Raw genomic sequence first — 25374 nt, 5'->3', positions numbered from 1 at the left:
CAAAAAAGGAATCCAGAACATGGGCAAGCCCAATCGCAAAGTCATCATCAGCTGCGCCGTCACCGGTGCGATCCACACCCCCTCGATGTCGCCGCACCTGCCGGTCACACCCGAGCAGATCATCGATCACTCGCTTGCCGCCGCCGAGGCCGGGGCGACCATCCTGCACCTGCACGCCCGCGACCCGCAGAATGGGCGCCCGACACAGGATCCGGATGCGTTTCGGGCCTTTCTGCCCCAGATCAAACAGGCCACCGGCGCGGTGCTCAACCTGACCACCGGCGGCAGCCCGCATATGGAGGTCGCCGAGCGGATGCGCCCCGCGGCAGAGCTGAAGCCCGAGGTGGCGTCGCTCAACATGGGGTCGATGAATTTCGGTCTCTACCCGATGCTCGACCGGTTCAGCGAATTTGAACATGACTGGGAACGCACCCATCTGGAAAACAGTCGCGACCTGGTGTTCAAGAACACATTCAGCGATATCGAGCATATCCTGCGCACCGGCAATGGCAACGGGACGCGGTTCGAATTCGAATGCTATGACACCAGCCACCTCTACAACCTTGCGCATTTCGTCGACCGGGGGTTGGTCAAGGCACCGTTCCTCGTGCAGACCGTGTTCGGCCTGCTGGGGGGCATTGGCGTTCATCCCGAAGACGTGATGCACATGAAGCGTACGGCCGACCGCCTGTTCGGCGATGCCTATGTCTGGTCCGTGCTGGGCGCGGGTCGCAACCAGATGAACATCGCCGCTCAGGCCGCCGCGCAGGGCGGGAATGTCCGGGTCGGTCTCGAGGATTCGCTGTGGATCTCACCCGGCAAGCTGGCGAAATCCAACGCCGATCAAGTCACCAAAGTGCGCGGGATTCTCGAAGGGTTGAGCCTGCAGGTCGCGACCCCGGACGAGGCCCGCGAGATGCTGCAACTGAAAGGTGGTGCCGACGTCGCCTTCTGACGCGGTACGACAGCCGAATGCCCGAAGGCTCGGGGAAAACACGCAACGCCATGGCCAGCCGGAAGCGGGCCATGGCACCCGTTCAGACCAGCGCCAGCCCCAGGTCGATATTGCGTTGCCGCCCGTCGAGGAACGGCTTGCCGGCATGGACATAGGTTGTGTGCCGCAGCATGTCCGCAACCGGCAGGTCGCTGGCAAACCCCCCGAGCAGCGCCTGAATCGGCACCTGCCGATCGCTGTAATTCCCGCTCCAGAAATAGCCGTGAACAACCCCCGCCAAGAGCCTGGCCTGACGCGGGATGTTGCCGTCGATCCCGGCGGCGGTGAAAAGGTCCGGATACAGGCCGAGGCCGTCCACATTGCGGGCGAGCTTGTTTTTCAATGCGCCCAGATAGGCCAGGTACAGGCGGATATTCTCGTCCAGGCCAATCCGGTCGTCAAAGGCCGGGGCATCGTGGACCAGCCAGAAGTCGATATTGCGCGGCAGCGGCAGCAGGCCGAACTCGCCGTTGGAATGGACAAAGCCCGGATCAACCTGTCCGGACGGGGTGATCCCGGCCTCGGCCATGACAATGACCGCGACATCCTGCAGGCTGAGAGGCATCGCGCCCGGCCCATAGCGGCTTTGCAGGTCGGCATTCACCGTCGCGGTCACGCGTTCAAGCGACGCGCGGTTGTCGCGGAAGAACTCGGGCTTGGTCCGCCCGTCGGTGAGCCAGCCCGCCATGGCTGCGGGCGCGTCCGCGGCGACAGGCGGCGTTGATGGCCCGGCCGCCACGGCCAGCCCGAGATCCACGAGCTTTTGCCGGAAAATCGCGTCCGCCGAGCGGCTGTTCGGTGTCGCCGTCTCTTGGGCCGTTTCGATGTCGGGTAGATCCGCAAGCGAAAGCCGCATCGCGATCGGACGATGATCCGAGGTTTCATCGATGAACCGGCTGACGGATTTGTCGGTTTCGACGATATAGAAATCATCCTCGTCCACCAGCCGCCTGAGGTTTTGCGAGACAAAGATCGTGTCGATCAGGCTCTTGTACGGCGCCTTGAGATAGGTAAAGGCACCAGAGGCTTCATCGCTGGCGGAAAGCGGGGTAAACCCCTTGGCGGTCAGCGGATCGAAATCCTCGCTGGCAAGCGTGGCATTGACATCGCCCAGCAACACCCAATCCTTGTCCGCACCATGGTTCTCGATCATCTGGTCGACCGCGTAGGACAGCGCCTTTGAGGCCAGCTGTCGCCGCAGGCTGCCTTCACCGCGCGCCTTCAGGTGCAGCGGTACGAGGTAGAAATCAAAGGCCTTGGTCTCGCTCTTGATCTTGAACCGGAACAGGCCGGGATAGCGGTTGAAGATCTTGCCATGCACCGCCTCGAAAGGCAGGTCATCGCGGCTGTCGAGGCCGAACAATTCGTCGATCCGGTCGGGCCAGTCGGCACGCTCGCCTTCGACTATGGTGGGCCGCCAGATCACCGCCGTGGTCTGTTTGCCACTTGAGGCATCCGGTTCCGAATAGGCGACGTGGTAGGTCTGCTTGAACTTGGTCGCCAGAACATCGAGCAGGGCGGCAACAGCGTCGGGTGAAACTTCGACCAGCGCCCAGATGTCGAGGTTGAGATCGGTGATGACCGTGGCCACCCGGTCAAGCCTGCCGGGCTTTCGGTAATCGCGATTGAGCCATTCGATGTTCCACGACCCGATGTCGATATCCATCTCGTTGCCCTGATAGACCTGGACAACATGTTCATAGGCGCTTGCCCCCGCGGTGCTTTCGTGAACGGGTTTCGGGGTCGCGGTGGCGCGATGCCGGCCAAGGCTCCCGAACAGCCCGGTCATCGTGTCCGACCCGGTAAAGGCCTGCAGCACGGTTGCGGCGGCGCTGCCTTCGCTGCCCCCGCCGGCAACCCGGCGCTCCAGGTCGATGGCAATCGCCGAGAGCTTGATCCCCTCGTTCACCACGTTGGTGGACCCGCCGTCATTCAGCCTGCCGTCCAGCGTGGCGTATCTCGCCTTGGCGGACGAGATCGACCACCAGGCATGGTGCAACGCCACCAATCGGCCCCGCCGGCAAAACACCGGCGCCCCCGACGACCCGCCGGCGGTATCCGCCGCATAGAGCACGGCGCTGGAATTGATCGACAGGACCTCGGTATCGTCAAGCGACACCTGCTTGGGATCGCCGCCGGGATGATGGATGATATAGGTCGGTTCCGTCTTGCGCACGGTGAACGATCCGCGGGTCATGGTGACATGGCCGAATTGCGTCGCCGCGCCGGGATCGATCCAGACAAAGGTGTAATCGAAATCCTTCATGCTGCTGGTGATGAACAACCGCGCAGGGTTCAGCCGGAACCGCGTGGCAGAGGGTATGGTGTCGGGCGGCCCGTCCTGCAATTCCGCCTGGGTGATCTGGTATTCGAACTCTGCCGTCGCCGCTTCGGCCACGGCCGTCGAGTTCAGAACATGGTGGTTGGTCAGCAGGATGTTGGGCGAGACGAGAAATCCGGTTCCGAACCAGGTGGAATTCGCCCCCCGGTCGCGGTAATCCGTATAGTTGCCGGGGGGAACGACAATTCGGCAAACCGCCCTGCTGTGGCGCGCAAGTATCGCCAGCAGCGACGCGTCCACGGTTTCGAACCGCCCGACGGTCGCCTCTGCCCCGCCTTCCGCCGGGGCGGCGGGAGGTTCCCGCCACTGTTCGAGCATCCGTTCCGGGCTGTCGACCTTGGCAACGCTGCGAAGATCGCTGAAAACACTCGTGTCGCTCCAATCGGTGACGAAATCGATCTGGCGGCCAAAACTGGTGTCTGACATGCTCATGGCGGGCCTCTCAGAGTGTGTCGCGCGTATCGATATGTACGAAGGTGGCGTATGGTTTGATGAAACCACGGAAGCGGGCCGGATCGCTGTCGCTGACCTGTCGCGCGACCGACGCCCATTGTGACGGAGACCCCGTTGCACAGCTCCAGTCCAGCGCGTTGAAGCGCATGTGCAGCGAGGCCGCAGCTCCGCCGATGCAGGTGTTATACGCCGGCGAGCGATAGGCCGAGCTGATCGTGACAGCCGCGCCCAGCCGGTCGCGGATCCTGTCGATCATGATCGCCGTGTTCGCGATGTTTTGCCAAAGCGAGCGGTCCGGGAAATGGTTCTTTCCGGCGCAGGGGCCGGCGTTGTTCTGACCGCCCAGCACCAGGAATTCGCCGGCGCTGAAATGGCTCAGGTTCAGGCTCTCGATGAAGGCCGCAAATGCCGCGAGGTCAAAGCCCGTGCCGGTTTCCGCGGCACCGAATATCCGGCCAAGCGGTGCCATGTTGGCATCGGGATCGGCTCCCATCCGTTGGAACGCGTCGGCAACCGCCGGATCGAGATCCGCTGTCTCGTTCCCCTCGTCGCCGCCGCCGCCGGCCTGTCGCCGCCGCATGAACCGCGCCTCGATCTCTGCGAGGGATCGCAGGAACGAACCGCCGACACTTTCGGCCCCAGCGATCATGTGACCGTTGGAGATATCCGCTTGCGGCAACATGGGCGGCGCGACCACCTCTGGCGTGTCGTCGGACAATTGCGTGGCATCCTCGATCTCCGCTTCGGTCATGCCCAGGCTCTCTGCCCCGGCAAGGCCCTGCAGATAGGTCTCAATCCCATCGGCAAGCGCGGTCGCGACCCGTCGCCGGTAAGACACCGTCAAGAGCCTGCTTTCTTCGTCCGCACGGTCGAGAAAACTCACCTCGTGCAGGGTCGCGGCGGTCGCGGGGTCATGATGCGCCGGCTTGAGCACACCGAAATTGGCAAATTTCAGCCCACCGGGATGCAGGGCGTTGCGGTCCCTGTGGCCAAGCGCCGCGACCATTTCCGCCTGCACCGCCCGGCACAGCGCCTTGGCCGCCGACCCGCCCGCCGACCGGAGCGCGGAATGCACGAATGTTTCGGTGCCCTGCGCCGTATGCCCGGACGATGCGTTGAAATGGACCGAAACAAAGACCGCGGCCTTGTTCACCCTGGCGATGGCCGCCCGGTCCGCCAGCCCAAGATTGCTGTCGCTCTCACGCGTCAGCATGACGGAATGCCCGCGCCCTACCAGAATGTCGCGTGCGCGCTTCGCGACATCCAGCGTCAGCGCCTTCTCGAGGGTGCCCGCCGGACCAACCGCGTTGTTCGCCGACGAACCGCCGACGGCGGTCATGCCCCCGTGGCCCGGGTCCAGAACGATAAGCCCGGTTTGCCCCGTCAGGCTTTCCGCAGCCGGCCCGCCGGTCGCCAGTTCCGCCCCCCCAGCCAGCCGGTGCCGGATGGTGGCTTCCAGTTCCAAAGCCGCCCGCGCATAGCCGGCATTCTTGGGGTGCAGCTCGTCAAACCAGCTGTTGGGTCCACGATCGACCTTTTCGCGCAGATCCGAGAACACGAAATTCGCGTGCTGATCCTGCAAGACAAGCAACGCCTCGTTGAAGCGGTTCATCATGACGCCCAGGACATTCCTGCCGATGTCAAAGGGAATGCCCTTGTCCTGAAGAACCGGACCGATCCATTTCCCGTCATCCTGCGGAAACGGCAAATCATACCCGTGGCCAAAAACCGGAAGGCCGGGAAATCCGGCGGCAACGTCGGTCAGGATGGTATTGTAGCCCGCGATCACCTCGTTCAGGAGCGCATCAAAGGCCGCGCCATCGATCAGCTCTTCCGGCGTTGCGCCCGCGAAAAAGCGGCGCAGAACACCGCCCAGATCCCCGAACAGGTCATTGCCCCCGCCAGACAGCAACAGCCCGTCCGCCCGGCTGGTTCTCAGCGCCGGGAGATATTCCTTTTTCTGCGCCATGTTGGCAACAAGATCGCCAGCGGCGCCAACCGAGAAAACGGCGATATCGCCGTTGCGGTCAAGCTGGTCGACAATGTCTTCGAGCAAGAGCGGGTATTGGGTCCAGCTGTCGCCCTCCTCGGCCAGCCTGATCCCCTTGAAACCGAACAGGGTCTTCAACCGAAAGCTGACACGCCGCTCTGCCCGTGCCAGCGCGTTCGCCACGTCAACCGCGACGCCGCCAACAAAATCGCCAAACCCGGCCTCGGCCCCGCCTTCCAGCTGCGGGCCAAAGGAATTCTTCAGCGGCCCGGTCATCTCCAGCGCGGCCGCATAGGGTTTTGACGCGCTTTCCGTCTGGGTGAACCCTTCGTGCAGGAACCATTTCAGCTCCTGCTGGGCCCGTTCCAGTTCTTCCCTGGTCCGGGCGGCATCAGCTTCTGCAATGAGTTGTTTGTACCGGGATTCGGTCAGTTCAAATTCATTTGTCATCAGGTCTACTCCCCGAATGGCGATGTCAAAATAGAAAAAGCTTATTGAAACGAGACACTAAAATACGAAACGGCCACCAGAACTATCAATCGGTGCGGGTATTTCGGTGTGGGTATTTCTCGTAGAAGTCTTTCTATTAAACAGCCTGGGGTTGTCCTGCGTCAAATGTAAAAGCGGAAAACCACCATCTGCCCGCCTTCGCCCGGAATGGGGAAATTCGGCGAGTGCGGTGATCGCGGGGTTTCAAAGCCTGACGTGAAACCCCGCCAGTGCCGCCGGATCAATCGGTCAGCAGAACGCCCGCCGCGCCGGAGATTGAATGATGCCCCTGGAACTGGATCACCCCTTCATATCCGAAATTGCGGCCGATGCCGGATTTCTTGAAGCCGCCAAAGGGGCCGTTGCCATCCTGCGCCGAGGGGCCGTGCGCGTTGATAAAGGAATAGCCGGCCTCGATCCGCCGGGCCAGTGCCACCGCGCGGTCGATGTCCTCTGACCACACCGACGAAGCCAGCCCGAACGGGTCGTCATTGGCCATTGCCAGAGCGGTTTCCTCGTCATCGAAAGGAACGATCGGAAGCACCGGGCCGAATTGCTCTTCGCGCACGACCGACAGGCCGGGATCGGCATCGAGCACAAGGGTCGGTCGCTGGAAATACCCCCCGGCATAGAGCGCGGGATCGGGAACCTGGCCAAGTTCGAGCACCTTTTGCCCCCTGGCGCGGGCTTGGGCGATCATGTCGGTCACTACCTTCAGCTGCTTGGCGTTGTTCATCGGCCCCATGGTGGTTTCGGGCAACAGCCCGTCCCCGACCACCTGGGCGTCGATGGCCGCGCCAAGCCCTTCGGCAATCTCGTCAAACCGCGAACGGTGCACGTAGAGGCGCTTGAGGGCAAAGCAAATCTGCCCGGTGGACATGAAGGCCCCGCGATAGAGCCGTTGAAACGCATCCCCCGTCAGGTCCGCGTCATGCAGCACCAGCCCCGCGTCATTGCCGCCCAGCTCCAGCGTCACCGGGGTGATGTTCTCGGCGGCGACCTTCATGACATGACGCCCGACATCCACCGAGCCGGTGAAATTGACATAGCGCACCAAGGGATGACCGATGATCGCATCGCCGATCCGGCTGGCCGATCCGGTCAGGATGTTGACCACGCCGGGCGGCAGCAGCGCGGCGATCTTGTGCAATGTCATCGTGGGTGCCAATGCCGAATTGGCCGAGGGTTTCACCACAACCGTGTTCCCCGCCATCAGCGCCTGTGGCAGTTTCGCGCCCAGGATCGCCAGCGGCCAGTTCCACGGCACCACCAGCGCCGCGACCCCGCGCGGCTGGCGGGTGATGATCGTGTCATTGGGCGCGGCGCGGATGAGGTCGTCGCGCTCGAGCCGCTCGCCGTAATCGGCGGATTGCACGAACCGTTCGCCCAGGCGGCTGATCTCGAGACGGGTTTCGCGCAGGACCTTGCCATGCTCACGGGTGAACAGGCGGGCGCGGGTTTCGACCTCTTGCATGTCCTCGGTGATTGCGGCGGCCACCTTGCGCAGCAGCGCCCCGCGCTCGCCATAGCTGAGCGCTGCCCAGGCCGGGAAGGCCGCATGCGCGGCCTTGACGGCGCGCTCCACATCGTCCGGCGTGCCTGCGGCGGCGCGGCCTACCAATTCGGCCGGTCGGGCCGGGTTGAAAATCTCGTAGGTGCCGCCATCGGATGTCCCGCAGGCGGCCCCATCGATGAACAGCTTGGTTTCGACGGTCTCGGTCATGGCAGGGCCTTTCTCAGCGCATCGCCTGCGGCAGCAGGGTGGCGATCTGGGGGAAGAACAGGATCAGCACACCGCCCAGCACCATCGCGGCGATATAGGGCAGCACGCCAAGGAAGATCGAAGCGAGCGGGATTTCCGGCGCCACGGATTTCACCGTGAAGACATTCATGCCGATCGGCGGCGAGATGAGGCCAAGCTCGATCACGATGATGACGAGAATGCCGAACCAGATCAGGTCGACCCCGAGCGAGCTGAGCGAGGGCAGGAATACCGGGATGATCAGCAACAGGATGCCGATCGATTCAAACACCATCCCGAGCAGGACACAGATGGCACAGATCATCAGCACCAGCCCGACCGGCCCGAGTTGCCAGCCCAGGACCAGCGTCTGCAAGTCATAGGGCATCCCGGTGAGGTTGACGAACTGGGCCAGGACCAGCGCCGAGAACACGATGGCAAAGATCATCGCGGTGGTCGTCACGGTTTCCTCGAAAACCCCCCAGAGGCTTTGCCGGTCGAGGAAATGACCCCGGAACACGCCAAAGAGAAACGCCCCGGCACAGCCGACACCGGCGGCCTCGGTCGGGGTGAAGATGCCCGAATATATGCCGCCAAGCACGATGCCGAACAGGATGATGACGGGCCAGGTCGAATAAGAGGCACGCAGGGTATCGCGCAGGGTCATGGCCTTGCCGGCGGGGCCAAAATCCGGTTTCACCATGGTGACCGCCGAGGCGGACAGCATGAACAGGCACACCAGAAGGATCCCCGGAAGAACCCCCGCCATGAACAACAGGCCAATGTCCTGACCGGCAACGATCCCATAGATCGCCAGCGGCACCGAGGGCGGGATCATGATGCCAAGCGTGCCACCCGCCGCGATGGTTCCGGCGGAAAACCCGTCATTATACCTGAACTCGCGCATCGGCGGCACCGCGACGCGGGTCATGGTGGCGGCCGTGGCCAGCGATGATCCGCAGACCGCCGCGAACCCTGCGCATGACAGGATCCCCGACAGGGCAAGACCGCCGCGAAACCGTCCGAGCCAGGCGTAGGAGGCGGCAAACAGGTCGCGGCTGATGCCCGAGCGGTGGATAAAAGCCCCCATCAGCACGAAGAGCGGGATGATCGACAGGTTGTAGTGGATCGACGTGTCGATGATCCATTGCGACGAAACCGCGAGGGCGGCATCGAGACCGCGCAGGTACATCAGGCCAAAGAACCCGACGCCGAGCGTCGCAAAGGCCAGCGGCACGCCGATCAGCGCCAGTACCAGGATGATCGCAAATCCGGTCAATGCAAGTTCCATGTCCCTGTCCTCACTCGAAATTCTGCGGGGAATGCGGCGGGGTCTCGCGCGAGGTGTCCCGCATCGCGGCAATTGCCGCCACGACCGCCAGACCCGCCAGCAGCGTCATCACGCCGACGATCCAGATCATCGGGAACCTGAGGACCACCGTGCTTTCGGGGTAATGCGTCAGGTCCCAGACCCGCCACCCGAGAATGACCGCAATGGCGAGCACCCCGACAAGGGTGCAGATGTCAAAGAGCCTGCGATAGGCGCGGCGCACATGCCGCAGCAGAAAGGGTTCGAACAGCGAGACATTCACATGCCCCCGATCCCGGGTGACGGCGAACATGCCGGAGAAGACCAGGATACCGAGCAGCAGCTGGGTCAGCTCGGCCGCCCCGAATATCGGACTGCGCATGAAATACCGCATGAACACTTCGGCGCAGGTGACACAGGCCATCGCGACCAGGCACAGCGCGCCAAGAACGATGGTGATTTTCCGGATATAGGTCAACGCGGCCTCCCTTGATCTGATGCGCGACGCCTGGCGGAGCCGCGCTTGGGGTTTCTCAGTTCGCGGAATCGGCGGCGACGCGCGCGCGGGTCGCCTCGATGATCGCCAGGCCATCGACGCCATAGGCGGCCTGCACCGTGTCGGACCAGGCCTGGGTCACATCGCCGGCCGCCGCCTGCATCGCCGTCAACAGCCCGTCATCAACCGGCGAGAATGTCACGCCCATCTCTTCCAGCTGGGCCCGCGCGGCATCGTCGGCAGCATCGGTGGCCGCACCGATGCGCGCGGCGAGCGCCGAACCGGACAGGTCGGTAATCGCCGCCCGGTGCGCGTCGGAGAGACGATCCCAGGCCCGCTGGTTGAAAAACACCGAGAAGCTGGCCGACAGCAGCGAGCTGTCCATCTCGACGCAGGATTTGGTATAGGGGGCGACACCGAATGCGACGATGGTTTCCATGGTAACGCCATGATGGGCATCAACCGTGTTGCGCGAGGTCAATTCCTGAAGCTGCACCGCGGGCGATGCGGTGATCGCCAGGTCCATCCCCACGAACGTGTCCGCAATGGTGCCCGGAAGCGCCCAGACACGGCGGCTTTGCAGGTCGTCCAGCGTGGTGATCGGATTGTCGGTTGTCGAGCAAAGAAATGTCGGACCCAGATGGAAGCCCGAGACCAGTTCGACCCCGCGAATGTCTTCTACATCGGCGAAATTGTCCTGGTAGGTTTCCCAGAACGCAACCGACATCGCCCGGCTGTCGCCACGGTCGATAAAGGGCATCTGGGTCACCATGGTGCCCGGCGCGCTCTGGGCGAGAAACCCGTTGAAGATAAAGCCGCCATCGGCCACGCCATTGCGCACCGCATCGACGACGCCCGGCGGCGGGGCGACCGATTGCGGCGGAAAGGAGATGGTGACCTCACCGTCGGTTGCGGCGCTCACATCATCGGCCCAGGCCTCGAAAACCGGCCAGACGAAATGGGTCGGCGGAACGAAGATGTTGAAGGTAAGTTCGGTCTTCGCGGCGGCCGGGCCCGCGACGATACCGGCGGCGACAAGCGCGGCGGCCATGGTCTTGCGCGTCATTCTGGTTCCTCCCTTGAAACGACAAGCGGCTTTCACCCTTCCTAGCGGCTAAGAGTGATAACAATCAACGCAGATTCTCAAATCGCGATAGGTATGGCTTATTGCCTAGAGCGACGACACCCGCCGCCGGATGCACATGGCCAGCGCGTCCGCCGCCGGGGTCAGCGGATGCCCCGCCCGCGTCATCAGCGAGATCGTCAGCGGATCAATGCGTTCCCGGATCGGGATCGGCGCGATGCGCGAGGTTTTCTGCATTTCTTCGAGCAGCAACGCCGGAAAGGTGCAGATCGCCCCGAGATGCTCGACCATCGCCAGGGCCCCGAAATAGGACTCGGATGTCGTGGTTGCATGCGGCGGCGCCAGGCCGTGATCGATAAAGGGCTGGCGAAAAATGTCGCCCGGCCCGCCGGGCGCGCCGATCATGATCCACTGGGCATGGGTCAGCTCGCCAAGCGAGCGCGCCTTCAAGAGCGGCGACTCCGCGGATGTGACCACCTGGATCGGTGTTTCGATCAGGTGCTCGATGGTGATCTCGCGGGCCATTCCGGCAGGCGGCGTCGGGCCGATCAGGATGTCGGTGCGCCCCTCGCGCAGGGGTCTGAGCGCGCCGGGGAACAGACCGCTGGACAGGCGCACGTCGATATTGGGATGGGTTCTGCGAAACAACGTGAGCGCCCGTGGCATGATCCGCGTCGCCGCGAGCGGCGATACGCAGACATGCACCGCCCCCACCTGTTCGCCGCGCAGCTGCGCCACTTCTTCGTCCAGCCGGTTGATTTCCGAGGTGATGGTGCGGGCGCGGGTCAGGATGCGCTCGCCGATCTCGGTCAGCTCGACCCCCCGCGAGGTGCGGGCGAAAATCGCAACCCCGACCTCGTCCTCGGCCTGGCGCAGGGCCTGGGTCAGGGCCGGTTGCGATTTTCCCAACGCCGCCGCCGCCGCCCGCAGGCTGCCATGATCCGCGATGGCCACCAGAATCTGGATATATTGTGCTTTCATGCGATAAGTAGGAATTATACATCACGCAATTTCAAGTCTTTTGTTGATCGATGGCCCCGACCTAACCTGACCGCAAACCAGGAGGATGAGATGGTGCAACTGACCTACGCAGTGACCGGCGTCGCCAGCGGTATCGGGGCCGAGCTTGCCCGGATCCTGACGCGGCGCGGGGACCGGGTGATCGGTTTTGACATTCGTGAACCGGAGGGGCCGCTGGCCCGGTTCATTCCGCTCGATCTGAGCGACGCGGCAAGCATCGCGCAGGCAGCGACACAGGTTGACGAACCGCTTGACGGGCTGTGCAACAATGCCGGCCTGCCCCCGCGCACGGGGCTTGAGGAAACGATCCTTCAGGTCAATTTCATCGGCACCCGGGCCTTTACCCGGGCCATGCTGCCCCATCTGCGCCGCGATGCCTCGATCGTCAACATGGCCAGCCGCGCCGGGCATGGCTGGCCCGAGGCGGTGGAACAGGTCAAGCGGCTGGGCCGGCTGACCCGCCGCGACCAGCTGGCCCGGTTCATCGAGGCCGAACGGCTTGACGCGACACGGTGCTATAACCTCACCAAGGAGGCGGTCATTCTCTGGACCATCGCCGAGGCCGAAACGATGGTTGAGCGCGGCATCCGGATCAATTCACTCAGCCCCGGCGGTATCGCTACCGGGATCCTGGGCGATTTCCAGAAGGCCTTTGGCGACAGGATGGCGCGCAATGTCAAACGGGCCGGCCGCCCCGGCAAGCCGGAAGAAATCGCCGAGATCGCCGCCTTTCTGCTGTCGCCCGCCTCGCATTGGATCAAGGGCACCGACATCGCGATCGATGGCGGGATGGGCGCGTTCAACCAGACCGACGCGATGGACCTGCACGGTCTGCGCCTGCCACAGCAGGCGGGCGATCCGTGATGGCCAGACCCCGCAACATTCTGTTCATTATGTTCGACCAGCTGCGGTGGGATTACCTGAGCTGTGCCGGGCATCCGCATCTGCACACGCCGCATATCGATGCGCTGGCCGCCGAGGGGGTACGCTTTACGCGCGCCTATGTGCAATCGCCGGTCTGCGGTGCTTCGCGGATGAGTTTCTATACCGGGCGCTATGTACATTCGCACGGGGCGACCTGGAACCGGGTGCCGCTCAAGGTGGGCGAACGCACCATGGGCGATCACCTGCGCGACGCGGGCATGGCGTGCTGGCTGGTTGGCAAAACCCACATGAAGGCCGATGACGAGGGCATGGCCTGGCTGGGCATCGACCGTGACAGCGTCATCGGCGCGCGGGTCGAGCAATGCGGGTTCGACATCTGGGAACGCGACGACGGCATGCGCCCCGAGGGTCCGGACGGGCTCTATGACGCGACATATGGCGCGGCCACCTATAATGAATGGCTGCGTGGCAAGGGCTATGACAGCGCCAATCCCTGGCACGATTTTGCCAATGCGGGCCGCCACGAGGACGATCCCGGCCAGATGGCATCGGGCTGGTTTCTCAAGAACGCCCGCAAGGCCGCCGCGATCCGCGAAGATGACAGCGAAACGCCCTACATGACCTCGCGCGCCATCGAGTTCATGGAACAGGCCGGCGACACCCCCTGGTGCCTGCACCTGAGCTATATCAAGCCGCACTGGCCCTATATCGCACCAGCGCCCTATCATGACATGTACGGCCCCGAGCATGTCCTGCCCGCCGCCCGTCACCCGCGCGAACAGACCGAGGCTCACCCGGTGTTCAGGGCGTTCATGCAGGGCCGGATCGGCCAGGCCTTTAGCCGCGACGAGGTGCGCGACGCGGTGATCCCGGCCTATATGGGGCTGATCAAGCAATGCGACGACCAGATGGGCCGCCTGTTTGCCTGGCTGCGGGAAACCGGCCGCTGGGACGACACGCTGATCGTGCTGACCTCGGATCACGGGGATTACCTTGGCGATCACTGGATGGGCGAAAAGGACCTGTTTCACGAGCCGTCGGTAAAGGTGCCGCTGATCATCCGCGACCCCGGTTCCGAGGCTGACGCCACGCGCGGCACGACCTGCGATGCGCTGGTCGAGGCGATCGACCTGGCACCGACCTTTCTTGAGGTCGCGGGGGGCGAGGCCCGGCCGCATGTTCTCGAAGGGCGGTCGCTGTTGCCGTGGCTGCATGCCGAAACCCCCGAGTGGCGCGACTTTGTCGTCAGCGAATACGACTATTCGATGAATCCCGGTGCCTCGAAACTCGCCAGGGACCCGTCATCGGCCCGTCTCTTCATGGTTGCGGACAAGCGTTGGAAATTCATGCATGCCGAGGGTCTGCGATCGCAGCTTTTCGACATGCACGAGGACCCGTTCGAATATGTCGACCTTGCCGAGAGCCCGGCACATGCGGATATCGTCGCGATGATGTATGACCGGCTGGCGCAATGGGCCCGCCGCCTGTCACAGCGGACCACGCGTTCGGACGCCCAGATCGTCGCGGAGCGCGGCCGCTCGCCCACCCGCGGCATCACGCTTGGGGTCTATGACGAAGACGAGATCCCCGCGCGGCTGACGCAGTATTACCGGGGCAAGCCAAGGCCCGATCCCGCCAGCTGATCATACGCCCGGCGCGAGGTCACGCGCCAGAGACCATCACCGCCCGGTCAGCAATTCGGCTTTCCAGCGCTTGTTGGCGACGGCTTCGACGGTCAGGTCGATGCACAGTTGGCGGATGGTTTCAAAGGCGAATGTCGGGGGGCGGTCGTTCAGTTCGCCGACATAGAGAATGCGGCTCAGCGCCGGTTTGATGATCGGGCGCGAGATCAGGCGACCGGCTGTCAGATGGTCGCTCAGGATGAACTCGGTGCCGATCAGACAACCAATTCCCGACAAGAGCGAGCCGTCAATCGCGGTGATTGAATTCATCTGGAATTGCGCGCGTTCTTCGATGCGGCGCAACAGCGAGGGGTCATCCATCACGGCCCGGGCATTCAGCCCCTGGCGCAGGATGATCAACGGCATTTCGAGCACAGCGTCAAAAGGGATCGGACCGGTGCCGCCGACACGGTCCGGGTGCCCCAGCAGGACCACCTCTTCCTCCAGAATCGGCTGGAACCGGAACCTCGAATCCGGCGGCTGATTGTAGGTGATTGTCAGATCGACCTCTGCCGAGGCCAGTTGTCGTGCGGTCGCACCCGAGAAGATTTCCGACAGATGCAGCCGCAGGTTCGGATAGTCCCGTGACACGCGTTGCATCAACTGCACGCCGATCGCCTTGACGACGGAATGGGCAAAGCCAACCGAGATTTCACCCGCGATTTCGGTTTCCGTGTCCCGGATGTCGGCACTGGCCGCCTGCATCGATTTCAGGATCGCGCGCGCGTGTTCGTACAGCCGTGCGCCGGACGCGGTCGGTCGCACGCCACGCGGTAACCGCTCGAAAAGGGGCACGCCAAGTTCGGCTTCGAGATTGGCCAGATGCCGGCTCAGGGCCGAGACCGCAACCCGCTCGCGGTCGGCGGCGCGGGCCAGCGAGCCTTCCTCGTGGATTGCGGCGAAATACCGGAGTTGTCGACTGTCCATGCGTTCGCAATATCAGAAGGCAGCCTTATTAACATTATAATTTTGCAACGCATCACCATCCGATACCCTGCCGCCAACGCCAACCCATCTGGAGAACCCATCGTGACAAACGAGTTCAAACCGCTGACGGGCATTCGGGTCGTCGAGATGACCCACATGATCATGGGTCCAAGCTGCGGGCAGATCCTCGCTTATCTGGGGGCCGAGGTGATCAAGGTCGAACCCCCCGCCGGCGACAAGACGCGGCATCTGACCGGCATGGGGCGCGGCTTTTTCCCCAGTTTCAATCGCGGCAAGCGGTCGATCACGTTGGACCTGAAATCCGATGCGGGGGTTTCCGCGCTCGACCGGCTCCTGGAAACTGCGGATGTGTTCATCGAGAACTTTCGCGATCAATCTCTCGCCGGGATGGGTTTTGCGCCCGTGGTTCTGCGCGAAAAGCACCCGCGCCTGATCGTTGCGTCCTGCAAGGGCTTCTTGCACGGTCCCTACCAGGACCGGACCGCGATGGACGAGGTTGTCCAGATGATGACCGGCATTGCCTATATGACCGGTCCGACGGGGCGGCCGCTGCGCATCGGGTCATCCGCGAATGACATCATGGGCGGGCTGTTCGGGGCCTTGGCGGTTCTTGGTGCCCTGATGGAGCGCCAGACCACCGGCGAAGGGCGCGCGGTGCGGATTGGTCTGTTTGAAAACTGCCTGATGCTGGTGATGCAACATATGGTGCAGTTCGATCTGGACGGGCGCGAACCATCGCCCATGCCCGAACGGGAGTTTTCCTGGCCGGTCTATGACATCTTTGACACGCGCGATCGGCGCCAGATTTTCGTCGGCGCGGTTACCGAAGGCCATTGGGGCATCTTGTGCAAGGCGGTGGGGTTGCAGCACCTGCTGGAAGATCCGGGATTGCGGACCAAGATGGAGCAGATCGAGGCAAGGTCGCGGACCATCCCGATTTTCGCGCAGGCCATTGCCGCGCGTGATTTTGCCGAATTGATCGAGATTTTCGAAACTTCGGGCATTCCGTTTTCGCCGATCAACCGCCCGGCGGACATGTATCGCGACCCGCATGTCATGCGGCCCGGCGGGTTGCATGAATCGCGCCTTCCGGGCGGGCAAACCTTTCGCGCGCCGGGCCTGCCCATCGAGGTGGATGGCGAACTGCCCAGCCCTTCCTCGCTGGATGTGGCGGATGTGGGGGATGATACGGATGCGGTTCTGGCGGAACTTGGGCTGTCCGAATCCGATGCGCTGGCGGCAAGCGGCATGGCCAAGAGGACAAGCGCATGAACCGCCTTGCCGAAATCTATCCCGCGGACAAGGTCACCCTGCGCGAGGTCGGACTGCGCGACGGCTTGCAAATGGTAGAGCGCTTCCCCTCGACAGCCGCCAAAACCGATTGGCTGCGGCGCGAAAGTGCGGCCGGGGTGGGGCATTACGAAATCGGTTCGTTCCTGCCGGTCAAGACCATGCCGCAATTTGCCGATCTGCGCGAGATCATCGAGGTTTGCACGGCGCTCGGCATTCATTCGGCGGCGCTGGCGCTGAATGACCGGGGGGCGGCTGACGCGGTTTGCACGGCGGTGGATGAAATCGTGACGGTCGTGTCCGCAACCGAAGAGCACAGCCGGGCCAACACCCGCCGCTCGCGCGCCGAGGCGATCGCGCTGGTCGGGCACACGGTCGAACTGGCAGCGGCGCGCGAGACCAGGCCGCTGGTGCAGGCGGGGATATCCATGGCGTTTGGCTGTTCCATCGCGGGCGAGGTCGATCCCGACGAGGTGGTCCGCCTTGCCGCCGCCTGTGTCGAGGCGGGCGCGGATATCATCGGGCTGGCCGACACGGTGGGCTTTGCCGGACCGGACCAGGTCAGCGACCTGCTCGGGCGGGTGCGCCGGGCCCTTGGCGACACCGTCATCAGCATTCACCTGCACGACACGCGCGGCATGGGGATCGCCAATGCATCCGCCGCGCTGGACGCCGGGGTGCGGGTCATCGACGGGTCACTGGCGGGGCTGGGCGGCTGTCCATTTGCCCCCGGTGCCACCGGCAATGTCGTGTTCGAAGACCTGGTCTATCTTTGTGAACGCAAGGGATTTGCCACCGGGATCGACCTGGAAATGCTGATCGCGGTCCGTGAGATCGCCGAAGCCGAAATGCCGTCGGAAAACCTATATGGCGCGCTGCCACGTGCCGGCACGCCACGCCAGATCGGCTGGCGCGCGCAACATTGACCTGAATGACAAACGGAGGAGAGAATGGACATGTTCAAGACGATAACGGCGACATCACTGGTCGCAACAACCCTTGCCGGTGCCGCACATGCAGAGGCAACCGAGATCCGGTGCAGCCACCAGATGCCGCCCAAGCATCACATCGCACAGGTGATCGACCGCTGGGCCGACGAGGTGGAAACCCTGTCGGGTGGCTCGATCGATATGCAGATTTTCGGCGCCAACAGCCTGGTCGGGGCCAAGGAAAACATCATCGCCACCGCAAAGGGCGACATTGAATGCGCGTTTTCCATCGGCCCGCAATGGGGCAAGACCCTGCCTGTGATGAACGTCACGCTGACGCCGTTTGCCTTTGGCGATATCGAGATGTGGAAAGACTGGCCCGAGTCCAAGGCGGCGGCCTTCCTGGGAGAACAACTGCGAAACAAGGGGGTTCAGAATGTCGTCTGGCTGTTTACCACCAACACTTCGGTGTTTTCCTCGAATGACGGCTTTCTGTTGCGGCCCGAGGATTTCGACGGCGTTAAGGTTCGAGGCCTGATCCCCGCGTTCAATGCGTCGCTTGAAGCGCTTGGAGCGGCCCCGGTTTCGATGTCGGGCAGCAAGGTGTACGAGGCCCTCTCAACCGGGGTGATCGACGCCGGCTTCACCGATATCGCCGCCGCGGTCAGCCGCAAATATTACGAGGTTCAGGACCATTTCACCGTGCTCCCGGCGATCTCGGTCTATTTCCATGGCTATATGAACCCGCGTTTCTACGATGGCCTGAGCGACGATCAGAAAGCCGCCCTGAGCGAGGCCGGGGCCAAGGCCGCCACATGGGCCATCGAAGCGTCCCAGGCCGCCGCCGAGGCGGCGCCCGAACAATTGCGCGAAAAAGGTGCGGCGGTTCATATCGCGACCGAGGAGGAAATCAAGGCGCTGGAGGCGATCATGCGCCCGGCCTTTGATCGCGCCTTTGGTGGCGGCGATCCGGTCAGCCAGACCATGGTGGACCTTGTCAAAGACCTTGGGCAGTAACCATGTCCGGTCACCAGAATTCAGTGGAAGAGGCTCCGGCCTCTTCCCTGTCCCGATACGTATTGCGCCCCGTCGTCTGGTTCGCCGGCGCAATCAGCACCGCCACGATACTCGGACTGTTTGCCATCACGATCTATGCGATCGTCATGCGCTATCTGCTTGATGCTCCGTCGCTGTGGACCGACGAAGTGACCGGCTGGGCGCTTGTCTCGCTTGTCATGCTGGGTGCCGCCGAAGCCTATCGGCGTGGTGATCACATCGCCGTTGACCTCTTGACCTCCAGGGCAAAGGGACATTGGCGCAAGCTGGTCAACTTTATATCCGACCTGGCTGTTCTGGCCTTCGGCATTGTCCTCGGGATCAGCGCGTGGGAGGCAATTTCCTTTGCCAGGGCCTTTGGCTCTTACACCAACGGCAACGTCGAAATGGAAACCTGGATACTTCAGGTGCCGCTTTTGATCGGCAGCGTTCTGCTGGGATTGACAGCCGTCAACAGAATTGTCGAACGAGCGATGGGATTGAACGAATGACGATTTTTCTGGTTTTCTCGGGCCTGATTTTCCTGTTGCTCACAGGCATGCCCGTCTTTGCGGCGCTAGGCATTGCCGCCACGGTCATCCTGCTCCTGTTCGAAGGCAATATAGGCTCGGTCGCGGATACGGTTTTTGCCCATCTCGACAAGTCGATCCTGCTGACGGTGCCGCTTTTCGTGTTCATGGCGAATGTCATGATCAAGGCCAGGGCCATCGATGATGTCTTTGACCTGGCAAATGCGGTCATCGGTCATGTGCGCGGCGGGCTGGGCGTGGCCACGGTCATGTCCTGTACGATCTTTGCGGCGATTTCCGGGTCTTCCGTGGCCACCGCCCTGTCCATCGGCTCGAGCGCCATTCCCCAGATGAAACGCTTTGGTTATCACGAAAGACAGGCGCTTGGGGTCATCGCCGCCGGCGGCACCCTGGGTATCCTGATCCCGCCCTCGGCCCCGATGATCCTTTTTGCCATCGTATCCGAAGTCTCGATCGGCGCGCTATTCCTTGCCGGGATCGTGCCGGGCGTTTTGATGGCACTGATCTTTTCGATCTATTGCGTGATGTCCGCGCGGGACGCGAGCGCACATCCCTGGGCGGGCTGGGGCAACGTCAATGCCGCGTTCCGGCGCAGTTTTTTCGCGATCATGGCACCGCCGGTGGTGCTCGGCGGCATCTATCTCGGCATCTTCACCGCCTCCGAAGCCGCCGCCGCCGGTTCGCTGTATGCATTGCTGGTGGCGACGCTCGTCTACCGGAATTTCGGGTTCCGCGATCTTTGGGATGCGGCCTATAAATCCATGCGTACGTCAATGATGCTGTTCATGATCATTGCCGGGGCCGCGATCTTTGGCCATGCGATCACCATCATTCGCCTGCCACATGAAATCACCCAGGCAGTGACCGCATTGGGGCTGCAACCGCTGGCCTTCATCCTCATCGTGATGGCGATGATCTTCCTGATGGGGATGTTCTTTGAAGCGGTGGCGATCATCCTGATCACCACGCCGATCCTGTTGCCGACGATGGACGCGATGGGGATTGATCTGGTCTGGTATGGCATTCTGTTGATGGTGAACCTGGAGCTTGCGATGATCACCCCGCCGGTCGGCATGAACCTGTTTGTGATCAAGGGGATCACCGATGCACCATTGTCAGAGATCGTGCGCGGCGCGGCACCGTTTGTCATGCTGATGATCCTCGGGCTGATCCTGTTGCTGGCCTTCCCGGCAATCGCCACCTGGCTTCCGTACACGGCGGGGTTTGGCCGCTGAGGGGGGCGACCCCGTGCCGGACATAGCGCGCGCGGGCGGTTGCAATGCCGCCCGCCGCAGTTGCACGTCGGGATGGCGTGGCGGCAAAATTTTGTGATGTTATCACTTTGCCTACATGGTAGATGCCAACCGAATCTTGTCCGCAGACTTCGGAGACCTCCATGTTCAGAACCCTCACGACGGCGCTGTGCCTCGCCGCTGCCGTCACCGGCGCCGCCCGGGCCGAGACCCCCACCAGCGTCACGATCGCCTCGCCCTGGGAAGTGGCCAGCTATGATCCCTCGGTTGCCGGTTTCGCCATCCAGAAGCTGCAAATCATGGAAAACCTCGTTGATGCGGATGCCACCGGCGCGCTGCGCCCGGGTCTGGCCACCGAATGGGGTGCCTCCGATGACGGGCTGACCTGGAGCTTTACCCTCCGCGACGGTGTGATGTTCCACGATGGCACCCCGTTTCATGCGGACGCGGCGGTGGCCGCCCTGACCCGTGCATGGCAGCAGCCGGGCATCCTGCAAAAGGCACCGATCACCGGAATCGCCGAGCAGGACGGCAAGCTGGTTATCACCCTCGGCAGCCCGTTCACCGCCCTGCCCGCCTTTCTGGCCCATGCCACGACGATCATACCCGCCCCCGCCTCGTTCGACGCGGATGGCACCCCGGTGCGCTTTGTCGGCACCGGCCCGTTCAAAGTGACGGGCTTCACCCCGCCGCAAAGCGTGTCGCTGGCGCGCAACGACGCCTATTGGGGCGTGGCCCCCAGGCTGGAAAGCGCCACATATCTTGCCTCGAGCCGGGCCGAGACACGGGCGCTGTTGGCCGAGAGCGGCGATGCCGACATGGTCTTTACCCTTGATCCTTCGGGCTATGCGCATCTGCAACATGTGGACGAGATCGCAACATCCGCCGTGCCGATCCCACGGGTGGTGGCGCTCAAGGTCAATGCCGGTCACCCGTTCTTTGCCGATGCCCGCGCCCGGCAGGCGCTGAGCCTTGCGGTGCCCCGTGCGGGCATTGCCAAGTCGATCACCCGCTTTCCCGAATCCGCGGCAGGCCAGTTGTTCCCGCCCGCGCTGAACGAGTGGCATTCCAAAGAGCTTGCGCCGCTGGACACCGATCTGGACAAGGCCCGGGCGTTGCTGGCCGAACTGGGCTGGGTGGCCGGTGACGATGGCATCCTGACCCGCGATGGCGAACGCTTCTCGATCCTGCTGCGCACCTTTCCCGACCGGCCGGAACTGCCCCTGATCGCCGCCGCCCTGCAAGACACCTGGCGCGAACTGGGTATCGAGCTCGAGGTCAGCGTCAGCAGCTATTCCGAGATCCCCGCGGGGCATCAGGACGGTTCCCTGCACGTGGCGCTCTATGCCCGCAACTATGGCGTGACGCCGGATCCGGTGGGCGCGGTGCTACAGGATTTCGGGGCCGGTGGCGGTGACTGGGGTGCGATGGGCTGGCAGAATGCCGAAGCCGCCGAGGCGATCTCGGTGATTGCCGCGACGGCCGACCCGGACCTGCGCACCGCCAGCATCAGGAAGGTCGCAACCATCCTGCACCAGGAACTGCCGGTCATTCCGGTGGTCTGGTATCAGCATACCGTGTCGCTCAACAAAAAACTGCAAGGCGTCGTGATCGACCCGCTGCAACGCAGCTATGGCCTGAGCAACATCTACTGGGCCGACTGATCCGATGCACAGCTTTGCGAAATCCGCGCTTGCCGTCCTCGCCACGCGGGGTCTGCAGGCGGTTATCGTGGCGGTGATCGTGGGCATTGTCAGCTTTGTCATGATGCAGGCGCTGCCCGGCGATGCCGCCTATCGCATCGCGGCAGGGCGCTATGGCTATGACATGATGGATGCCGCCGCGGCCGACGCGGTCCGGCAAGAGCTCGGGCTGGACCGTCCGTGGTTTCAGCAATTGTGGTCCTGGCTCGGCCAGCTCGCGCAGTTCGACCTGGGCAAATCCGCCGTCTATGGCACATCGGTATTCGACGAAATCACAACCCAGCTTGGCTATTCCCTGCTGCTCGCCGGCGGGGCGGTGATCGCCTCGATCCTGATCGCCGTGCCCCTGGGAATTGCGACAGGCTTGCGTCCGGGCAGCGTGCTCGACCGGTTCACCCTGGCGCTGTCGATCTTTCTGCGGGCTATTCCGGCCTTTGCCCTGGGCATCGTTCTTGTGCTGGTCTTTGCGGTCCAGCTCAAGCTGTTCCCGGTGGCCGGGTTTCGCGGTGTCGAAAACCTGGTCCTGCCCTCGCTCACGCTGGGGATCGGCCTCGCGGCGGTTTCGAACCGGGTGGTGCGCGACGCGGTGCAGGACGCCATGAGCGCCGATTGGCAGCTCTTTGCGCGCACCAAGGGCCTGTCGGCGCGGCTGACCCTGACGCGCCATGTCCTGCGCAATGCGGCGTTACCGGTGGTCACCTATATCGGCGTCCAGCTGGCCTATCTGATCGAAGGCGTGGTGATCGTGGAATCGGTCTTTGCATGGCCCGGCATCGGTCACGCGCTGGTCCACGCCATCTTTGGCCGCGACATCGCGATGGTTCAGGGCACGGCGCTGTTCCTGGGCCTGCTCTATGTCGCCCTGAACCTCTGTGTCGACCTGGCCTGCCGTGCCATCGACCCGCGTGAGAGAACCGCATGAGCGATATTGCAATCAACGCGGCCCCATTGCCGCGCCCTTCGCGCCCCGGCCCCGCTCGGGTCCTGGGCTTTGCCCTGCTGGGCCTGCTGGCGGTGGCGGCGGTGTTCGGCCCCTCCCTGATCGGCCAGGACCCGGCGAAACAATCGCTGCTTTCCACGCTGGAAGGACCAAGCGCCCGACACCTGCTGGGCACGGATCACCTGGGGCGGGACATGGCGGCCCGCCTGTTGTCTGGCGCTCAGCTGTCGCTGGCGCTGGCGCTGTTGTCGGTCGTGACTGCGGGGGTGCCCGGCACCCTGCTGGGCGTGGCGGCCGCGTGGCTCGGAGGCTGGCCCGACCGTCTGCTGGGGGCCCTTGCCGACGCGGTACTGGCCCTGCCCGGCCTGTTGCTGGTGCTGATGCTGGCGGCAATCTCGCCGGGGTCGTGGTGGGCGCTCTATGCGGGGATCTCGCTGACGCTCTGGGTCGAGTATTTCCGCTATACCCGCCAACGCGCCCGGATCGTTCTGGCCGAACCTGCGGTGCAGGCCTCGCGCCTGCTGGGGCTTGGTCCCTGGTTCATCCTGCGCCGCCATCTGGCTCCCGAAATCGGCCCCGGCCTGTTGACCATTGCCGCCTTTGGCGCGGCCACCGCCGTGACCGCGGTTGCCGCGCTAGGTTTTGTCAGCGTCGGCATCCGGCCGCCCACCGCCGAATGGGGCGTGATGATGACCCAGCTGCTGCCTTATTGGCGCGAAGCCCCCTTCCTGATCCTGCAACCTGTTGCCTGCCTGGTCATCACCGTGCTGGCACTTCACCTATCGGTCGGAGGATTGCGCCGCCCATGACCTGTTCAATCGACGTAAGCGACCTGTCGGTCTTTGCCGGCCAGACCCGGCTGATGGGGCCGGTCAGTTTCCGCATCGCCCCCGGCGACACGCTGGTGATCATGGGCGAAACCGGGGCCGGCAAGAGCCTGATCGCACAGGCGATCCTCGGCACCCTGCCCGGGGCATTGCGGGCCGAGGGCCGGATCTCGATCAACGGACGCCGCGTGGACGGGCTGGGCCCGGCTGACCGCGCGGCGCTGTGGGGGCATGAGATCGCCACCCTGCCGCAGGAACCCTGGCGGGCGCTCGACCCGCTGATGCAATCGTTCCGGCAGGTGGCCGAGGCGCATCGCTTTGTCGCCGGCAAAGCGCCCGCAGAGGCCCGGCGCGCCAGCGCCGATGCCTTTGCGGCGCTGGACCTGACCGGCGCGGAACAGCGGCTGCCCGGTGCCCTGTCGGGCGGCATGGCGCAACGGGTCGCCTTTGCCGCCGCGACCGCCGGACATGCGCCGATCCTGATGGCGGATGAGCCGACCAAGGGGCTGGACGCGGAACGTCACGGCAAGGTCGTCGCCTTGCTGGCCCAGGTCCCCGAGGCCGGCGGCACCCTGCTGGCGATCACCCACGAGGTCGCGGTTGCCCGGCGCCTGGGCGGCGACATCATCGTGCTGCGCGACGGGTCGCTGGTCGAACAGGGCGCGACCGAAACCGTGCTCGCCGCGCCCCGGCATGGCTATACCCGGTCGTTGCTCGATGCCGACCCCCGCAACTGGCCCGATACAGAGCCTGCCGCCACCGGGGATTGGGTGTTGAAGGCCCGGGGCATCGCCATCGAACGCGGCGGCAAACGGTTGATCGACGGGTTCGACCTGACCCTGCTGGCCGGGGAACGGCTTGCCCTGGTCGGCCCAAGCGGCATTGGCAAGACCACCTTGCTGGACGCGCTGGCCGGATTGCTGAACCCGGCGCGGGGCGAAGTGCAACGCAGCCCGAACCTGTCGCGGCACGGGGTCCAGAAGCTCTATCAGGATCCGCCGGCGGCCTTTCCGCACCGGGTGCCGCTGGACACTTCGCTGCGCGATGTGGCGCGGCTGCACAACACATCCTGGGGCGATGTCCTGTCGATGCTCGGTCAGCTTGGCATAGATCCGGCCCTGCTCGCGCGCCGCCCGGATGAAGTCTCGGGCGGTGAACTCCAGCGGATCTCGATCGCCCGCGCCCTGACCGCCCGGCCCGGCGTGCTGCTCGCAGACGAGCCGACCTCGCGGCTTGACCCGGTGACACAGCGCGAAACGCTCGCGCTGCTGGCCTCCATCGCAGGTTCGCAGGGCATTGCCGTGGTGTTGGTGACCCATGACCGCGACATCGCGCGGAAATGGGCCAGCCGGACCGTGGCCCTGTCCTGAGAGGCCTCGGAAACCGCCGCCGCCAATGACATGGGTGCGCTGCG

At 63.9% G+C, this 25374-nt stretch carries 20 protein-coding genes; 12 read left to right on the top strand and 8 right to left on the bottom strand.

Going from position 1 to position 25374, the window contains the following annotated elements; translation table 11 throughout:
* Nucleotides 1–19 precede the first annotated feature (19 nt).
* Nucleotides 20–955: a 3-keto-5-aminohexanoate cleavage protein gene (locus ACP15R_RS21525; protein WP_424988131.1), complete on the top strand. Its 936-nt coding sequence runs from the start codon at nucleotides 20–22 to the stop codon at nucleotides 953–955.
* 82 nt (nucleotides 956–1037) lie between these two features.
* Here ACP15R_RS21525 and ACP15R_RS21520 read toward each other — a convergent pair whose 3' ends face one another.
* From ACP15R_RS21520 to ACP15R_RS21490, 7 genes are all read right to left on the bottom strand, one after another.
* A complete protein-coding gene (locus ACP15R_RS21520) occupies nucleotides 1038–3767 on the bottom strand; it encodes a trypsin-like peptidase domain-containing protein (RefSeq protein ID WP_424988130.1) in 2730 nt (909 codons plus the stop codon).
* A 10-nt stretch (nucleotides 3768–3777) separates the two neighbouring features.
* Nucleotides 3778–6228 (bottom strand): N-acetylmuramoyl-L-alanine amidase, encoded by a 2451-nt coding sequence (locus ACP15R_RS21515; protein WP_424988129.1) that lies wholly within the window; start codon nucleotides 6226–6228, stop codon nucleotides 3778–3780.
* A gap of 280 nt (nucleotides 6229–6508) precedes the next feature.
* Nucleotides 6509–7990, bottom strand: a complete 1482-nt coding sequence (locus ACP15R_RS21510; protein ID WP_424988128.1) for an aldehyde dehydrogenase family protein — start codon at nucleotides 7988–7990, stop codon at nucleotides 6509–6511.
* A 13-nt stretch (nucleotides 7991–8003) separates the two neighbouring features.
* The gene (locus tag ACP15R_RS21505; RefSeq protein WP_424988127.1) at nucleotides 8004–9299 is read right to left on the bottom strand and encodes a TRAP transporter large permease; all 1296 of its coding nucleotides are present in this window, start codon (nucleotides 9297–9299) and stop codon (nucleotides 8004–8006) included.
* Nucleotides 9300–9309: 10 nt separating this feature from the next.
* Complete coding sequence (locus ACP15R_RS21500; RefSeq protein WP_424988126.1) at nucleotides 9310–9795, bottom strand: TRAP transporter small permease; 486 nt, start codon at nucleotides 9793–9795, stop codon at nucleotides 9310–9312.
* Nucleotides 9796–9850: 55 nt separating this feature from the next.
* Nucleotides 9851–10879: a TRAP transporter substrate-binding protein DctP gene (gene dctP, locus ACP15R_RS21495; protein ID WP_424988125.1), complete on the bottom strand. Its 1029-nt coding sequence runs from the start codon at nucleotides 10877–10879 to the stop codon at nucleotides 9851–9853.
* Nucleotides 10880–10984: 105 nt separating this feature from the next.
* Complete coding sequence (locus ACP15R_RS21490; protein WP_424988124.1) at nucleotides 10985–11878, bottom strand: LysR family transcriptional regulator; 894 nt, start codon at nucleotides 11876–11878, stop codon at nucleotides 10985–10987.
* Nucleotides 11879–11968: 90 nt separating this feature from the next.
* On the opposite strand from ACP15R_RS21490, the gene ACP15R_RS21485 reads away from it, so the two are divergent.
* Nucleotides 11969–12781 carry a coniferyl-alcohol dehydrogenase gene (locus ACP15R_RS21485; RefSeq protein WP_424988123.1) on the top strand — a complete coding sequence of 271 codons (813 nt, stop codon included), beginning with the start codon at nucleotides 11969–11971 and terminating at the stop codon, nucleotides 12779–12781.
* The gene (locus tag ACP15R_RS21480) at nucleotides 12781–14445 is read left to right on the top strand and encodes a sulfatase-like hydrolase/transferase (RefSeq protein ID WP_424988122.1); all 1665 of its coding nucleotides are present in this window, start codon (nucleotides 12781–12783) and stop codon (nucleotides 14443–14445) included. The genes ACP15R_RS21485 and ACP15R_RS21480 overlap by 1 nt, the downstream gene beginning before the upstream one ends.
* Before the next feature lie 36 nt (nucleotides 14446–14481).
* On the opposite strand, the gene ACP15R_RS21475 is transcribed toward ACP15R_RS21480, so the two are convergent.
* On the bottom strand, nucleotides 14482–15411 hold the full coding sequence (locus ACP15R_RS21475) for a LysR family transcriptional regulator (RefSeq protein WP_424988121.1): 930 nt from the start codon (nucleotides 15409–15411) through the stop codon (nucleotides 14482–14484).
* A 102-nt stretch (nucleotides 15412–15513) separates the two neighbouring features.
* On the opposite strand from ACP15R_RS21475, the gene ACP15R_RS21470 reads away from it, so the two are divergent.
* From ACP15R_RS21470 to ACP15R_RS21430, 9 genes are all read left to right on the top strand, one after another.
* Entirely contained in the window at nucleotides 15514–16704 is a 1191-nt protein-coding gene (locus ACP15R_RS21470; protein ID WP_424988120.1) for a CaiB/BaiF CoA transferase family protein, read from the top strand.
* A complete protein-coding gene (locus tag ACP15R_RS21465; protein ID WP_424988119.1) occupies nucleotides 16701–17648 on the top strand; it encodes a hydroxymethylglutaryl-CoA lyase in 948 nt (315 codons plus the stop codon). The genes ACP15R_RS21470 and ACP15R_RS21465 overlap by 4 nt, the downstream gene beginning before the upstream one ends.
* A 30-nt stretch (nucleotides 17649–17678) precedes the next feature.
* Nucleotides 17679–18668 carry a TRAP transporter substrate-binding protein DctP gene (dctP, locus tag ACP15R_RS21460; protein ID WP_424988118.1) on the top strand — a complete coding sequence of 330 codons (990 nt, stop codon included), beginning with the start codon at nucleotides 17679–17681 and terminating at the stop codon, nucleotides 18666–18668.
* Between the two features lie 2 nt (nucleotides 18669–18670).
* Nucleotides 18671–19198, top strand: coding sequence for a TRAP transporter small permease (locus ACP15R_RS21455; RefSeq protein WP_424988117.1), 528 nt, complete (start codon nucleotides 18671–18673; stop codon nucleotides 19196–19198).
* Entirely contained in the window at nucleotides 19195–20472 is a 1278-nt protein-coding gene (locus ACP15R_RS21450; RefSeq protein WP_424988116.1) for a TRAP transporter large permease, read from the top strand. The genes ACP15R_RS21455 and ACP15R_RS21450 overlap by 4 nt, the downstream gene beginning before the upstream one ends.
* 161 nt (nucleotides 20473–20633) lie before the next feature.
* Nucleotides 20634–22154: an ABC transporter substrate-binding protein gene (locus tag ACP15R_RS21445; RefSeq protein WP_424988115.1), complete on the top strand. Its 1521-nt coding sequence runs from the start codon at nucleotides 20634–20636 to the stop codon at nucleotides 22152–22154.
* A gap of 4 nt (nucleotides 22155–22158) precedes the next feature.
* Nucleotides 22159–23115, top strand: coding sequence for an ABC transporter permease (locus tag ACP15R_RS21440; protein ID WP_424988113.1), 957 nt, complete (start codon nucleotides 22159–22161; stop codon nucleotides 23113–23115).
* Complete coding sequence (locus ACP15R_RS21435) at nucleotides 23112–23942, top strand: ABC transporter permease (protein WP_424988112.1); 831 nt, start codon at nucleotides 23112–23114, stop codon at nucleotides 23940–23942. The genes ACP15R_RS21440 and ACP15R_RS21435 overlap by 4 nt, the downstream gene beginning before the upstream one ends.
* Nucleotides 23939–25330: an ABC transporter ATP-binding protein gene (locus tag ACP15R_RS21430; RefSeq protein WP_424988111.1), complete on the top strand. Its 1392-nt coding sequence runs from the start codon at nucleotides 23939–23941 to the stop codon at nucleotides 25328–25330. The genes ACP15R_RS21435 and ACP15R_RS21430 overlap by 4 nt, the downstream gene beginning before the upstream one ends.
* Nucleotides 25331–25374 lie beyond the last annotated feature (44 nt).

The organism is Microbulbifer sp. S227A (genome assembly GCF_049800935.1).
This window is presented reverse-complemented; position numbering and strand designations above follow the sequence as displayed.

What these genes read in the sequence shown, in the direction of transcription:
- ACP15R_RS21525 (WP_424988131.1), top strand. Translation starts at nt 20, where the DNA reads ATGGGCAAGCCCAATCGCAAAGTCATCATCAGCTGCGCCGTCACCGGT.
- ACP15R_RS21520 (WP_424988130.1), bottom strand. Translation starts at nt 3,767, where the DNA reads ATGAGCATGTCAGACACCAGTTTTGGCCGCCAGATCGATTTCGTCACC.
- ACP15R_RS21515 (WP_424988129.1), bottom strand. Translation starts at nt 6,228, where the DNA reads ATGACAAATGAATTTGAACTGACCGAATCCCGGTACAAACAACTCATT.
- ACP15R_RS21510 (WP_424988128.1), bottom strand. Translation starts at nt 7,990, where the DNA reads ATGACCGAGACCGTCGAAACCAAGCTGTTCATCGATGGGGCCGCCTGC.
- ACP15R_RS21505 (WP_424988127.1), bottom strand. Translation starts at nt 9,299, where the DNA reads ATGGAACTTGCATTGACCGGATTTGCGATCATCCTGGTACTGGCGCTG.
- dctP (WP_424988125.1), bottom strand. Translation starts at nt 10,879, where the DNA reads ATGACGCGCAAGACCATGGCCGCCGCGCTTGTCGCCGCCGGTATCGTC.
- ACP15R_RS21490 (WP_424988124.1), bottom strand. Translation starts at nt 11,878, where the DNA reads ATGAAAGCACAATATATCCAGATTCTGGTGGCCATCGCGGATCATGGC.
- ACP15R_RS21485 (WP_424988123.1), top strand. Translation starts at nt 11,969, where the DNA reads ATGGTGCAACTGACCTACGCAGTGACCGGCGTCGCCAGCGGTATCGGG.
- ACP15R_RS21480 (WP_424988122.1), top strand. Translation starts at nt 12,781, where the DNA reads ATGGCCAGACCCCGCAACATTCTGTTCATTATGTTCGACCAGCTGCGG.
- ACP15R_RS21475 (WP_424988121.1), bottom strand. Translation starts at nt 15,411, where the DNA reads ATGGACAGTCGACAACTCCGGTATTTCGCCGCAATCCACGAGGAAGGC.
- ACP15R_RS21465 (WP_424988119.1), top strand. Translation starts at nt 16,701, where the DNA reads ATGAACCGCCTTGCCGAAATCTATCCCGCGGACAAGGTCACCCTGCGC.
- dctP (WP_424988118.1), top strand. Translation starts at nt 17,679, where the DNA reads ATGTTCAAGACGATAACGGCGACATCACTGGTCGCAACAACCCTTGCC.
- ACP15R_RS21455 (WP_424988117.1), top strand. Translation starts at nt 18,671, where the DNA reads ATGTCCGGTCACCAGAATTCAGTGGAAGAGGCTCCGGCCTCTTCCCTG.
- ACP15R_RS21450 (WP_424988116.1), top strand. Translation starts at nt 19,195, where the DNA reads ATGACGATTTTTCTGGTTTTCTCGGGCCTGATTTTCCTGTTGCTCACA.
- ACP15R_RS21445 (WP_424988115.1), top strand. Translation starts at nt 20,634, where the DNA reads ATGTTCAGAACCCTCACGACGGCGCTGTGCCTCGCCGCTGCCGTCACC.
- ACP15R_RS21440 (WP_424988113.1), top strand. Translation starts at nt 22,159, where the DNA reads ATGCACAGCTTTGCGAAATCCGCGCTTGCCGTCCTCGCCACGCGGGGT.
- ACP15R_RS21435 (WP_424988112.1), top strand. Translation starts at nt 23,112, where the DNA reads ATGAGCGATATTGCAATCAACGCGGCCCCATTGCCGCGCCCTTCGCGC.
- ACP15R_RS21430 (WP_424988111.1), top strand. Translation starts at nt 23,939, where the DNA reads ATGACCTGTTCAATCGACGTAAGCGACCTGTCGGTCTTTGCCGGCCAG.